The 13,743-nt window shown below is 71.7% G+C and carries 7 protein-coding genes; 2 read left to right on the top strand and 5 right to left on the bottom strand.

The window, feature by feature from the left end:
* Window positions 1-57: 57 nt before the first annotated feature.
* Window positions 58-1,839: an acyl-CoA dehydrogenase gene (locus tag DB32_RS42375; RefSeq protein WP_053238357.1), complete on the top strand. Its 1,782-nt coding sequence runs from the start codon at window positions 58-60 to the stop codon at window positions 1,837-1,839.
* Here the strand turns inward: DB32_RS42375 and DB32_RS42370 are convergent.
* The 5 genes from DB32_RS42370 to DB32_RS42350 form a co-directional block, all read right to left on the bottom strand.
* Complete coding sequence (locus tag DB32_RS42370; RefSeq protein ID WP_053238356.1) at window positions 1,809-2,615, bottom strand: hypothetical protein; 807 nt, start codon at window positions 2,613-2,615, stop codon at window positions 1,809-1,811. The genes DB32_RS42375 and DB32_RS42370 overlap by 31 nt on opposite strands.
* Window positions 2,615-4,294 carry an FAD-dependent oxidoreductase gene (locus DB32_RS42365; protein WP_075098174.1) on the bottom strand — a complete coding sequence of 560 codons (1,680 nt, stop codon included), beginning with the start codon at window positions 4,292-4,294 and terminating at the stop codon, window positions 2,615-2,617. Before DB32_RS42365 ends, DB32_RS42370 begins: the two co-directional genes overlap by 1 nt.
* A gap of 70 nt (window positions 4,295-4,364) precedes the next feature.
* On the bottom strand, window positions 4,365-5,276 hold the full coding sequence (locus tag DB32_RS42360) for an aldose epimerase family protein (RefSeq protein WP_053238354.1): 912 nt from the start codon (window positions 5,274-5,276) through the stop codon (window positions 4,365-4,367).
* Between the two features lie 53 nt (window positions 5,277-5,329).
* Window positions 5,330-12,283, bottom strand: coding sequence for a MopE-related protein (locus DB32_RS42355; protein ID WP_169791732.1), 6,954 nt, complete (start codon window positions 12,281-12,283; stop codon window positions 5,330-5,332).
* A gap of 724 nt (window positions 12,284-13,007) precedes the next feature.
* A complete protein-coding gene (locus DB32_RS42350) occupies window positions 13,008-13,235 on the bottom strand; it encodes a hypothetical protein (protein WP_157070345.1) in 228 nt (75 codons plus the stop codon).
* A 100-nt stretch (window positions 13,236-13,335) separates the two neighbouring features.
* Here DB32_RS42350 and DB32_RS42345 point away from each other — a divergent pair, with 100 nt between their 5' ends.
* On the top strand, window positions 13,336-13,743 hold the full coding sequence (locus tag DB32_RS42345) for a YbjN domain-containing protein (RefSeq protein ID WP_157070344.1): 408 nt from the start codon (window positions 13,336-13,338) through the stop codon (window positions 13,741-13,743).

The raw sequence follows: 13,743 nt of genomic DNA, 5'->3' as shown, positions 1-13,743 counted from the left end.
GATGGTACCGCCGCGGTCGGGCGCGCGGTGCGCGAATCGCGGTGCTAGCGTGCGCGCATGCCGAGCGCGAACCCGCTGATCTCCGATCGCTTCGTCGACTTCCTGCTCTACGACGTGCTCGACGCGCCGTCGCTCGCTGCGCTGCCCGCGTTCGCCGATCACGAGCGCGAGACGTTCGACCTCTGGCTCGGCGCGTGTCGTCGCCTCGCGCGCGAGGTGCTCTTCCCGACCTATCGCGCGATGGACGAAGCGCCGCCGCGCCTCGAGGGCGGGCAGGTGCGCGTGCATCCGGCGATGCGCGCGATCTGGAAGGAGCTCGCGGAGCTCGGCGTGATCGCGTCGACGCGCCCCGCGTCGGTCGGCGGTCAGCAGCTGCCGCTCACGGTGTCGACGCTCGCGAGCGCGTACCTGATGGCCGGCAATCTCTCGGCGTACGGCTACGCGGGGCTCACGACCGGCGCGGCGCACCTGATCGAGGCGTTCGGCGACGCGTGGACCAAGCAGACGTTCATGGCGCCCCTCTACGAGGGGCGCTGGACCGGCACGATGACGCTCACCGAGCCCCAGGCGGGCTCGTCGCTCGCCGACGTGCAGACGCGCGCCACGCGAACTGACCAGGGTCATTTTCTCCTGCGCGGCGCGAAGATCTTCATCTCGGGCGGCGATCACGACGTGACCGAGAACGTCGTGCACCTCGTGCTCGCGCGCATCGACGGCGCACCTCCGGGCACCAAGGGCATCTCGCTGTTCGCGGTGCCGAAGCGTCGTCGCGAGGGCGACGCGTGGGTCGACAACGACGTGTCGATCAGCGGCGTGATCCACAAGATCGGGTGGAAGGGCCTGCCCTCGGTCGCGCTCGCGCTCGGAGATCGCAACGACTGCCACGGCTGGCTGATCGGCACCGAGAACTCGGGCCTGCGCTGCATGTTCCAGATGATGAACGAGGCGCGTCTGATGGTCGGCGTGAACGCAACCGCGACGGCGTCGGTCGCGTACCACGAGTCGCTCGCCTACGCGCGCGAGCGCACGCAGGGACGTCCGCTCGGCGTCGTCGATGCGACCACGCCCCCGGTGCCGCTGGTCGAGCACGCCGACGTGCGGCGCATGCTCCTGCGCCAGAAGGCGATCGTCGAAGGCGCGCTCTGCCTGCTCGCGACGAGCGCGAAGTACGCCGATCTCGCGGAGCACGCGACCGATCCGAGCCTGCGCGAGCGGAGCCGCTTGCTGCTCGATCTGCTGACGCCGATGGCGAAGAGCTTCCCCGCCGAGTACGGCTTCGAGTCGAACGCGCTCGCGGTGCAGATCCACGGCGGCTACGGCTACTCGTCGGAGTACCTGCCGGAGTCGTGGCTGCGCGATCAGAAGCTCAACTCAATCCACGAGGGGACGACCGGGATCCAGAGCCTCGATCTGCTGGGTCGCAAGGTCGTCGCGGGCGGAGGCGCGGCGATCATGACGTGGCGCGAGGAGATCCTCGCGGACTGCGCGCGCGCCGACGAAGCGGGCGTCGATCGCGCGCGCACCCAGTCGGTGCGGGATGCGCTCGAGCGCGTGGTCGCGCTCACCGGCGCGCTCGGCGCGCGCGGGATGAAGGGCGACGTGAACGGGATGCTCGCGCACAGCGCCGACTACCTGCAGCTCGCGTCGATCCTCGCGATCGCGTGGATGTGGACGCGCATGAGCGCGGCGATCGCGGGCCGCGACGAGGCGTTCGCGCGCGGGATCGAACGCGCGGCGATGTACTGGATCGCGACCGAGGTGCCGCGCATCGAGGTGCTCGCGCGGCTGTGCGAGAGCGCGGAGCCGAGCTACGTCGGGCTCGACCCCGCGGATCTCTGAAGCCAGCGCGCCCACTCGCTCGACGTGGTGCGCACCGAGCCGCTCATCACCTCGCACTCGCCGAGCTCGATCGGGGCGCGCCGCGCGCGCGCCCATCGATCGTCGTCGGCGCCCGGGGCGCGCGTGATCGACAAGTAGAACCCGGTCCGGCCGATCGCGAGCATGTGGTGGATCGAGGCCCAGGGCTCGCCGCTCGCGGTGCGTAGCTCGAACCGATCGAAGAGCGGCGCGACGAACCGCGCATCGAGCGCGTCGCCTTCGACCTCCTGCTCGTGGAGCACGCCGCCGCGGTGCCGCACGCACACGATGCGCGTCGATGCGGGCGCGCCGACCGCCGCGAGCACGTCGCGCCACGAGATCTCGCGCGGGCCCCACACGAGGAGCTCGTCCGAGCGCGGACGCGGCGGCGGGCGATACTTGGTGGTCGCGCCGCGCTCGACCTCGACGTGGCTCGCGGTGAGCACGATGCGACCTGGCGCGTCGATCACGATCGCGACCGGCGCGTCGGGCAGCTCGACGTCGGGGAACGAGAGGGGCGTGTCGACGTCCCACTCGCCATCGAGCGTCCAGCGCGTCACGCCGTGCGCCTCGAGCGTGTACTGCTGGAGCTGCGGCGGGTCTTCGGGCACGACGAGCCCGAGCACGAGCCGCACCGACCTCGGCGCGCGTTTCGCGGTCGGCTTCGGCGTCGCGCGACGAAGCAGGGCCTCGGAGAGGTACTCGCCCTCCATCCAGGCGATCAGCTCGGCCGTCGTGCGCAGAGTCTTGCGTGTCATCAGCGCAGGATCGATCGGAGGTAGGCGTCGAGCTTCGTCTCGTCGATCGGCTGGCCGCGATAGCCGACGTAGAGATCGGGGCGGATCAGGTACGCGCACTCGCTCGTCGCGCCGTAGCGCTTCTCGAGGTCGCCGTCGGGATCGAGGAGCACCGGCACGCTCTCCGGGAGCTTCGCGGGGCGCGATGCGCGCGGCGTGACGACGAATGCGCGCACGGACGCGCCCCACCGCGACGCGATGCGCTCGCACAGCTTCGCGTAGCGCTCGTAGCCCGCGTCGCTCTCGTGACGACCGTCGAAGAGCAGCAGCGTCCACGCGCGCCCGTCGAGGATCTCCGCGAGCCGCTTGGTCCCGCTGCTGCCCGCGACGGTGACCCGCCCGTCGGGCGCGCGGGATCCCGCGCGCGGTCCGTGCTCGAACTCGCGCATCGTCGCGAGCGTCGGCGTCTCGCCGCCCGCCGCGCTGCCGATGCGTGCCTGGAGCATGGAGATCTTGTCCTCGCGCACGATCGGGCTCGACTGGTAGCCGACCGCGAGCTCCGAGACCTCGCGCGCGATGCGCTGCTGCACGACCTCGAGCCCCGCGAGGTGTCGCGCGACCTCGTTGCGCAGCGCGCGCGCGACGCTGCTCTTGAGCGTGCCCACCTTGGTCGCGAGGTCGGTGCTCTTGAGCACGCTGCGCGCGATCGCGTGGCGCTCCTGCTCGTAGCTGTCGAGCAAGAGCGCGCGCGCCTCGCCGCGGTGCACCATCGCGAGCTTCCACGCGAGGTTGTGCGCGTCCTGGATGCCGGTGTTCATGCCCTGACCGCCGACGGGGCTGTGCACGTGCGCGGCGTCGCCTGCGAGGAAGACGCGATCGTCGCGATAACGCGCGACCTGACGGCAGTGGATGCGGAAGCGCGCGAGCCACGTCGCGTCGCCGAGCACGCCGCCGGTCGCGGTGCGTCGATCGAAGATCGCCTGCACCTCGTCGAGCGTCGGCGCGGCCTCGGTCTCGTCGCCCGCGGGCGCGCTCGCGATGACGCGCCATCGCCCGCCCGGCATCGGGAAGCACGCGATCACGCCGTCCTCGGCGAACCACGTCGAGATGCGATCGTCGCGGGTGTCCCAGCCGATCGTCACGTCGGCGAGCAGGAAGCGCTCGTCGTACGTCGTGCCCTCGAAGGGCAGCTCGAGCGTCTCGCGGACCGTGCTGTGCGCGCCGTCGCATCCGACGAGCCACGCCGCGCGCACCGTCGTCTCCCCGTCGTTCGTGCGCAGCGTCGCGGTGACGCCGGTCCCGTCCTGGCGGAACGAGCCGAGCGTCGTCCCGCGCTCGACCTCCACGCCGAGCGACTCGAGCTTCGCGGCGAGCACCGCTTCGGTCTCCGCTTGCGACACCGAGAGCAAGTACGAGAAGCGCGTGTCGAGCTCCTCGAACCCCGCGCTCACGATCACCTCGCCGCCCGCCCACATCGTGATGCCACGGAGCACCAGCCCGCGCGCGATCAGGTCCTCGGCGATCCCGACGTCCTCGAAGATCTCGAGCGTGCGCGCGTGCACGACGATCGCCTTCGAGCGCGTGCTCGGCGCCGCGGCGCGATCGATCACCCGCACCGCGAGCCCGCGCCGCGCGAGCTCGCACGCCATCGTGAGCCCGGTCGGCCCCGCGCCGACGACGAGCACGTCCGTCGTGTCCATGCGCGCGATGCTGCCACGATCGCGCCCCGGCTGGTCGGGACCGTGGGTCACGCGACCGGCGCGCCGTCGATCACGCGAACGTCCAGCGCATCGCCCAGCGCCTCGTCTCGCCTGCTGCGAGCCAGTGCGCGTTCTCCCAGCCGGGCTCGAGCGCGCGCGCCAGCGAGTCGGGCGCGCCGATGCACGGCTCGAAGCCGAAGTTGAGGTACGGAGTGCCGCCTTCGAACGGCGTCCAGCCGCGGTGGTTGATCCACAGCCCGAAGTCCGGGATGCCTTCGAGCTCGGCGGTCAATCGCGCGCCTTCCACTGCGAGCCCCACGGTCTTCACGTCTCCGAGCGCGACGAACAGCTTGGTCGCGTAGTGACGCCCCAATGCCGCGGGCCTAGTCATGTCGTGACCCGCGATCACCGGCCATCGGTGCTCCGCGCCGTGGCCGCCGAGGTCGATGTCGTGCTGCGCGTCGACTCTCGTGATCGCGTCCTTCGGCAACACGAGCGTCACGTCGTTCGTCAGCGGCATCAGCGGATGCGACGACCACGAGAACGGCATGCGCACGTTGCCGGAGTTCGTCGCGGCGTAGCGCATCGTGACAGCGCCGCTCGGGTCGACGTCGATGCGGCGCTCGAACACGTACTTCGCGCGCCGGCCCGTCCAGCGTGCAGACAGCGTGCTGTCTCGCGCGTCGATCTCGGGCTCCACCGCCCACAGCTCGCCGTGATCCGGCAGCGTCACGCCGCCCGGCAGCGTGCAGGGCGAGACCGTCGGAAAGCACTCGTCGAAGCCGCCGCTGTCGGCGGTCTCCACGTACGAAGCGCCGTCGATCGGAGCGCGATACGGGATCGTGGCGCTGGTCCACAACCACTCGCGGCCGGCCGCGTGGATCGACGCGATCTTCGCGCCGAGCGCCGGAACGACGACCAGCGTCGTCGAGCCGCGCTGGATGCGCACCGCCCGGAAGCCCTGCACGTCGCACGAGTCCATCTCGACGACGTAGGCACGGGCGCCCGAGCCTCGCGCGCGAGCGCCCTACCCGCTCACCGGCCGACGCGCGCGCGGTACACGTCGCCGTTGACGCGCGTGCCGCTGCGGAAGTCGATCCACCCGATCACGGCGCCCACGAACGGCGTCGTGCTGTCGGCGCGCGCGATCGACGGGTAGTCCGCCTCGCCGCCGCCCGCGCCGCCGTTGCTGTCGACCACCGGATCGGCGACCTGCCACGACGCGCCCGCGTCGATGCTCACCGCGGCGCGGACCCGGCGGTACGTGCTCGCGCCGTTCGCGTCGTTCACGTACGCGACGATCACACGATCACCTCCGGCGTACACGATCGCGGGCGAGTCGTTCACGCCCGGCACCGCGACGCCGCCCGTCGCCTGCGACGCGCGCACCGGCGTGCTCCACGTCGCGCCGCTGTCGGTCGAGCGCGCGAGGAAGATCTGCGTGCCGTCGCGGGTGTCGACCCACGCGACGAACAGACGATCGTCGGTCGTGCTCGAGGTCGCGGGATCGATCGCGAGCGTCGCCTGCGTGCTGCTCGAGACCTCGCCGCTGGGATCGTCGAGGATGCGCTCGGGCGACCAGCTCGCGCCGTTGTTGATGCTGCGCGAGAAGACGACGTCCGAGCCGCCACCCGCCGCCGTCGCCACGTCGGTCCACGCGACGTACACGCGCTCGCCGTCGCTCACGATGCGCAGATCGTCGCTCGCGCGCGCGTTCGTCGTGTCGCCGTCGAGCCGCCGCTCGTTCGCGGCGGGGATCGGCATCGTGATGTCGTCGGTCCACGTCGCGTAGACGTCGAACGTCGTGCGGCTCGGCGAGGCCGACACGCGCAGCTCGCGCCACGCGAACACGAAGCGGCCGGTCGACGTCACCGCGGCGACCGGCTCGCCCGCGTTGGGCGTCGCGCCCGAGTTCACCGAGACCGTCGCGACGTCGGTCCAGTTCGCGCCCGAGTTCGTGGTCGCCGCGTACACGACCGTGCGGTCGAGCGTCGACGTGTTGAGGCGCTCCCACGCGACCACCGCGCGCGCGCCGCTCGTCGCGACCGACTGCTTGAAGTTGTCGCGCGCCGCGAGCGTGCTCAGCGCGACCGCGGAGCCGAAGCTCGCGCCGCCGTCCGCCGAGGTGCGCACGTACACGTTGCGCACGCCGTCGACGACGATCTGGAACGTGACGTAGACGACGTCGTTCGATCCCACGCGTCCCACCGCGATCCGCGGCGCGACCGCGCGCGTGGTGGCGAAGTCGGTCAGATCGACGGGCGCCGAGAACGTCGAGCCGCCGTTCGTCGAGCGCGAGAAGAAGACGTCGGCAGTCGACCCGCCGTTGCGCTTGTCCACCCAGACCGCGTAGACGTTGCGGCCCACGGGATCGCCGCCCGACGCGAGCTGCACCTCGAACGAGTGGAACTCGCCGGGATCGTCGCCGCCGCCGGTGTCGATGCGCAGCTCGCCGCCCGCGGTGAGGCATCCCTCGGCCGTGTCGTTCAGTCCGTCGCAGTCGGTGTCGAGCGTGTCGCCGCAGCGATCGAGCGTGTTCACGATCTGGCCCGCGCACGCGGCCTCGAACGCACCGAAGCGGCAGGTCTGCGTGCCCGCGCGGCACGTGCCGACGCCGGCGGTGCCCGCGGCGCCCGTGTAGCAGCTGCGCGTGAGCGCACCGCCGCCCGCGCCTTCGTCGGTGCGACCGTCGCAGTCGTCGTCGAGCGAGTCGCAGCTCTCGCTGGTCGCCGGCGTGACCTGTCCGGTGCACGCGCCGCCGAACGCGCCCGCGGTGCACGCCTGGGTGCCGCCGCGGCAGAGGCCCACGCCGTTCGTGCCCGCGGGCCCGGTGTAACAAGCGCGCGTCACGCCCTCGTCGATGCGGCCGTCGCAGTCCTCGTCGGTGTTGGTGCAGGTCTCGCCCGCGGGCACGACCTGGCCCGCGCACGTGCCGAACGTGCCCGCCGCGCACACGCGCGTGCCGCCGCGGCAGAGCCCGACGCCGCTCGTGCCCGCGGGGCCCGTGTAGCAGCTCTGCGAGAGCATCTCGTCGACGGTGCCGTCGCAGTCGTCGTCCTGGTTGTCGCAGATCTCGCTGCTCGCCGACGCACCGCCCGAGCACACGAGCGAGCCGCTCGAGCACACGAGCGAGCCCGGCACGCACGCGCCGACCGACGAGCCGCACGAGCCGCCGACGTCGACCGGATCGTCGTCGGTCATGCCGTCGCAGTCGTCGTCGCGGTTGTTGCAGGTCTCGAGCGTCGCGCCGACGCTGCCCGCGCACACGAGCCGTCCGTCGGTGCACGCGATCGCGCCGCGCACGCACTCGCCGGTGTCGGTGCCGCACGCGTCGCCGAGCGTGGGATCGGTCGGCATGTCGTCGATCGTTCCGTCGCAGTCGTCGTCGAGGCCGTTGCAGATCTCGGGCGTCGGACCGACCGCGCGCACGCAGCCGAGCGTGCCACCGCCACAGGTCGAGAAGCCGGCGGTGCAGGCGCCGACCGCGGGCGCGCAGACGCGACCGACGTCGACCGGCGAGTCGTCCGAGCTCCCGTCGCAGTCGTTGTCGAGCCCGTCGCAGATCTCGCGCGTCGGCTCGGGCGCGCCCACGCAGCGCAGCGTCGCGCCGACGCAGGTGAGCGTGCCGGTGCTCGTGCACACGCCGGTCGCGGTGCCGCCCGGCGCGCGGTTGCACGAGGCGCCGGAGTCGGTGGTCGGACCGTCGACGCGACCGTTGCAGTCGTTGTCGAGCCCGTCGCAGATCTCGACGCCGCCGTTGGTCGGCGTGCACGGGTACTCGCACCCGTTGAGCTGCACGCCGTCGCGATCGCTGAAGCCGGCGTTGCAGTCGGTCATCGGATCGAACCCGCAGACGCCGGTGTTGCAGCGCGGCGTCGCGTTCGGGAACGTGCACACGCGACCGCACCGACCGCAGTTGTTCGGGTCGGTCTCGAGGCCGAAGCCCTCGTCGGTGCGGGTGTCGCAGTCGTTGTCGAGGCCGTCGCAGACCTCGGCGCCGGTCGGCGTGCACTCGAACTCGCAGCCGTCGAACTGCACGGCGTTCTGATCGATGTATCCGGTCTCGCAGTCGGTCGCGGGATCGAACTCGCACGTGCCCATGTCGCACGTCGCGGTGGTCACGCGGAAGAACGTGCAGACCTGGCCGCAGCGACCGCAGTTCGCCTCGTCGCCCTGGAAGTCGAACGTCTCGTCGACGTCGCCGTCGCAGTCGTTGTCGATCGTGTCGCAGGCCTCGACGCCGCCGTTGCTCGAGAAGCAGCGGTACTCGCAGCCGTCGGTGTCCGCGAAGGGACCGTCGATGTCGCCATTGAGATCGACGAAGCCGTCGAAGCACTCGAGCAGCTCGCACGCGCCCTCGGTGCACTGGGTCTGCGCGCCGGTGCGCTCGCACGTCGTCGAGCAGTCGCCGCAGTGCCGCGAGTCGCTCGTGAGGTCGATGCCCTCGTCGACGAGTCCGTCGCAGTCGTCGTCGGACTCGTTGCACTCCTCGGTCGCGCCGACGACGCAGCCGTCGGGACGACCACGGCCGCCGTCGGTGCCGCCGTCGGTGCCCGCGTCGTCGCCCGGGCCCGCGTCGAGCTCCGCGCCGCCGTCGCAATTCGCGACGCAGTAGGGATCGACCTCGCAGCCGCCGAGCACGAGCGCGACGACGAGCGCGATGCCAGTGCCAGCGTTGGCACTGGCGGTGCCAGCGTTGGCACTGGCGGTGCCAGCGTTGGCACTGGAGCGACGACGCCGCGCGATCACGATCCCGACGATGCCGAGCGCGATCCACGCGAGCGCGCCGCTCGCGCCGCCGGTGCCCGCGCCGCTCGCGCTGCACATGCCGCCGCCGCCCGCCGCGAGCACCTCGCGCGGACCGCTGCCGGTGCCCGCGTCCATCCCGCCGGTGCCCGCGTCGACCTCGAAGTCGCTCGGCGCGTAGCACTCGCCGAGACGGCAGATCTCGCCCTCGCCGGGGCACGTCACGTTGCGGCACGGATCGTCGACGCACTCGCCGCGCGTCGGATCGCACACCTCGCCGGTGTCGCAGCCGAGCGAGCCGCACGGATCGTCGACGCACGCGCCGCCCGCGCACACCTGGCCCGCGCCGCACGGCGTGTTGCAGCCCGTGCTCTCGCACTCGCCGCCGCGACACACCTCGCCGACGCCGCAGCGCACGCCCGCGCAGCTGCCCACGCACGCGCCGCCGCGACAGAACTGACCCGCGTCGCAGCTCACGCCCGCGCACGGATCGTCGACGCACTCGCCGGCCGCGCAGATCTGCGCGTCGGTGCAGAGGTACGGCAGGAAGATGCAGTTGTTGCCGACGCACGCGCCGTCGGTGCGGCGGCAGACGTTCGGCGCGTCGCACGTCACGGTGTCGCACGCGGGCACGCAGCCGCCCTCGACGCACACGTTCTTCGTTCCGTCGGGGCCCGGCTCGCACGTGACGCCTTCGCACTCGTCGGGCACGCAGTAGTGCTCGACGCAGATCTCGCCGCTCGGGCAGCGCTCGCCGAACTCCGTCATCTGGCAGGGCACGCTGCAGCGCCCGCCGACGCACACGCCGCCCTCGCAGAGGTCGCCCTCGTCGATGCTGCCGTTGCAGTCGTCGTCGAGGCCGTTGCACACCTCGGTGCCGGGGAGCACGCCGCCCACGCACTGGAGCGATCCCGCGATGCAGCGGAGCTCGCCCTCCTCGCAGACGCCCTCGCCCATCCCGCACACGCCGCCTTCGTCGCTCGGCGAGTCGTCGATGACGGTGTCGCAGTCGTCGTCGATGCCGTTGCAGATCTCGGGCGTGCCCGTGGTCGCGCCCTGACAGATCGGCGCGCCCGCGACGCACACCGTGATGCCCGGCGTGCACGTGCCCATCGCCGAGCCGCACACGCGGCCGACGTCGATCGCGTCCTCGTCGGTGTCGCCGTCGCAGTCGTCGTCGTCGCCGTTGCAGACCTCGACGTTGGGCTCGGTCGCGCCCGCGCAGACGAGCCCGCCCGCGACGCAGATCGTGCTGCCGAGATCGCACACGCCGACGTCGGTCGTGCCGCACGTCGCGCCGACGTCGCTCGGATCTTCGTCGGTGATCGCGTCGCAGTCGTCGTCGAGCGAGTTGCAGCGCTCGGTGCCGGGACCGACCGCGCCCTGGCAGCGCAGCATGCCGCCGACGCACGCCTGGGTGCCCGCGGTGCACTCGCCGGTGTCGTCGCCGCAGCTCGCGCCGACGTCGGTCGGCATGTCGTCGTTGTCGCCGTTGCAGTCGTTGTCGCGGCCGTCGCAGATCTCCGGCGTCGGGCCGATGCCGCCGACGCAGGTGGGCGCGGCCGCGAGGCAGCGCAGGCGGCCGGGCTCGCACTCGCCGGTGCTCTCACCGCACGAGCCGAGATCGGTCAGGCCCTCGTCGACGCGGGTGTCGCAGTCGTCGTCGAGGCCGTTGCACGTCTCGGCGCGCGAGCCGTCGCCCGATCCGCCGGGCGCGCTCGAGCAGCGCGTGCCGGTGTCGCCCGCGCACTCGAGCACGCCGGGCCCGCACACACCGGGCGCGACGCACGCCTCGCCGAGGCGGAACGTCTCGTCGGTCGCGCCGTCGCAGTCGTCGTCGAGCGCGTTGCAGCGCTCGGCGCGCGGCGGGATCGGCGTCGCGTTGCAGACCGGCGCGCCCATGCTGCAGATCGTCGCGCCGTTGCTGCGGCACAGTCCGACGCCGGTGCTGCACGCGACGCCGACGTCGGTCGGCCCGTCGTCGACGGCGCCGTCGCAGTCGTCGTCGGCGCCGTTGCAGAGCTCGGCGTTCGTGCCCGTCGCGTCGCTGCAGCGCAGGCCCGACGCGCCCGCGCAGGTGGTCACGCCCTCGTTGCAGAGATCGCCGTCCGCGCCGTCGCACGCGGCGCCCACGCCGGGCACGTTCTCGTCGGTGCGGGTGTCGCAGTCGTCGTCCGCGCCGTTGCAGGTCTCGGCGTTCGCGCCGGTCGCGTCGGTGCACGTGAGCGCGCCCGAGGTGCACGCGAACACGCCCTCGTTGCAGAGGTCGGCGTCGGTTCCGTCGCACGCGACGCCGGTGCCCGCCGCGCCGTTGTCGACGGTGCCGTCGCAGTTGTCGTCGAGGTTGTTGCACTGCTCGGCGCTCGGTCCGACCGTCGAGCGACAGATCAGCGCGCCCGCGACGCACGCCGTCGCGCCGGTGCGGCACACGCCGCGCTGCGCGCCGCCTTCGCACGTCATCGAGACGTTGTCGCAGGTGCACGCGACGTCGTCGTCGGAGAGCGAGGAGTCGGCGGCGTCGACGAGCCCGTCACAGTCGTCGTCGCGCCCGTTGCAGATCTCGACGCCGGGCGAGCAGGGCGGGGTGAGCCCCGTGACCTGCATGGCCATGTCCTCGTAGTCGTTGTCGCCGCCGCGGAAGAGGTCTTCGAACCCGAAGTAGAAGCGGTTCGCGGTGACGCGCGACTGGTAGACGAGGTGATGGACGAAGTCGCCGTCGTTGTTGAAGTCGCGCTGCGTGTAGTAGGCGCGACCGTAGAAGCTCTGGCTCCCGGACCCGAAGTCGCCGCAGTTGGGCGAGCCCTGCGAGCCCGGGTTCGCCGGGTCCTCGGGCGTGATCAGGTAGAACGCGATGTAGCCGCCGCGGTAGCGGCCCGCGGTGCGCTCCGCGTTGAAGTCGACGCTGACGCTCGTGCCCGCTTCGGCGGAGCGGACGTAGTTCGGGACCTCGTTCGCGTGGTTCGAGGCCTGCACGCCGCAGCCCATGATCGGCCGCAGGTTGGTCGTGACGCGCGGATCGTCGCCGACGTTGTAGTAGCCGAAGCTGTTCTCGAACCCTGCGCCCTCGGCGATGTCGACGAAGACGACCGCGTTGCTCGTGCTCGGCAGGAAGATCTCGGGCAGCTGCGCCGCGTCGATCACCGCGTGGATGGCGTTCGCGGCCGGAGGCGCGACGCCTTCGTAGGTGTTCAGCGCGTCCTGCAGCGCGTTGCCGACGGGGACGATCGTCCCGTCGACCTGCACGACGGTCGCGTGCGCGTCGGTCGCGATGAAGGAAGCGGTGAGGGCGGCGATGAAGAGAAGCGGAGCAACACGTCGACTGCGGCGCGGGCGCATAAGCCTCCGGCGAGCGTCATCGCCGCGGCCGGGGGACGGACGGCCGCAGCGGACTCGTCCAGAATCGCTGTGATCGGCGCGCGAAGTAAATAGGGATCATCCCCGACTCGCGAAGTCCGCGTTTCGCCCCAGGAAATCAGGAATTGGCGAGGAGAGCAGGAGGCTGCTCGGAGCGCGATCGAACGGGCCCTTCGGATTTTTTGAGGAAGGCAGGAGGAGAAGGAAGACCACGGCGCTGCGCCAGGTCGATCCTCGGAGCGCCCGATGGGGCCTTCCGGATTTTTTTGAGGAAGGCAGGGGGGAAGGAAGACCACGGCGCTGCGCCAGTCGCTCCTCGCCGCGTCTTCACGAGCCTGCCGATTTGAGGATTCCGAGCGCTTCGAGGTCGACGAGGAGACCTTCGACGTGGTCTTCCCAACCCTCCTGCGTTCCTCAAAACTGCTCGAAGAGGACGCGCTCCGAGCATGGAGGGCTCACGGCAGGACCCTTCGACGTGGTCTTCCCAACCCTCCTGCTTTCCTCGAAAACTGCTCGAAAGAGGACGCGCGGCGAGCACGACGGGCTCACCGAAGACCTTCGACGTGGTCTTCCTGACGTCCCGCTTCCTCGGAGAGCGGAGAGTCCGCGCTCCTCAGAGCATCTTGTGCGAGCGCACCCGGCCCGCTGCGCCGGTCATGCCGATCGTCACGTCGGCGCCCTCGCGCTCGAGCTCGACCTCGGCGCGACGGCCGTTCTGGCACAGCTCGGCGGGCGCCTCGATCAGCTCGATCGTGTCGCCCTCGTCGGTCACGAGCGCCCAGACTCCGCCCTCGATGCCCAGCTTGCGGATCGTGCCCTTCACTCGTCGTGTCGCGCCCACGCTCGCCTCCTGTTGCTCTTCCCGTGCGTGAGCGCGGGACGTGCTCCATCAAGAGCGGCGCGGCTTGACACCCCCGAGCGCGCGCGGGTTGATCGGAGCGATGAGGCAGATCCATAGGCTGACCGAGCCGCGTGCGCTAGCCCTGCAGCTCGACGAGCTCGGTTGGAGCGCGGCGCGCCACGACGATCGCACCTTCCGCTGCGTGCACGACACCAGCGAGGGCGAGCTCGTCGTGTTCGTGCGGCTCGATCAGAACTGGCTCATCGCGTCCGTCGTGCCGTTCCTCCGCACGCGCGGCGACAACTCGTTCGAGCTGTCGCGATGGCTGCTGCGGATGAACCGCGACATGTACCAGACGAAGTTCGCGTACGACGAGGACGGCGACGTCGTCCTCACCGTCGAGCTGCCGACGGAGTCCCTCGACGCGAGCGAGATCCGCACCGCGCTCTCCGATCTGTTGCAGCACGCGATCCGTCACCGGCGAACGCTGCGCGAAGCATCCGCGTGA

The sequence above is a fragment of the Sandaracinus amylolyticus genome (assembly GCF_000737325.1).
Taxonomy (GTDB): domain Bacteria; phylum Myxococcota_A; class Polyangia; order Polyangiales; family Sandaracinaceae; genus Sandaracinus; species Sandaracinus amylolyticus.
This window is presented reverse-complemented; position numbering and strand designations above follow the sequence as displayed.

Excerpts from the sequence above, each read along its gene's own strand:
- DB32_RS42375 (WP_053238357.1), top strand. The coding sequence starts at position 58 with ATGCCGAGCGCGAACCCGCTGATCTCCGATCGCTTCGTCGACTTCCTG.
- DB32_RS42370 (WP_053238356.1), bottom strand. The coding sequence starts at position 2,615 with ATGACACGCAAGACTCTGCGCACGACGGCCGAGCTGATCGCCTGGATG.
- DB32_RS42365 (WP_075098174.1), bottom strand. The coding sequence starts at position 4,294 with ATGGACACGACGGACGTGCTCGTCGTCGGCGCGGGGCCGACCGGGCTC.
- DB32_RS42360 (WP_053238354.1), bottom strand. The coding sequence starts at position 5,276 with ATGGACTCGTGCGACGTGCAGGGCTTCCGGGCGGTGCGCATCCAGCGC.
- DB32_RS42345 (WP_157070344.1), top strand. The coding sequence starts at position 13,336 with ATGAGGCAGATCCATAGGCTGACCGAGCCGCGTGCGCTAGCCCTGCAG.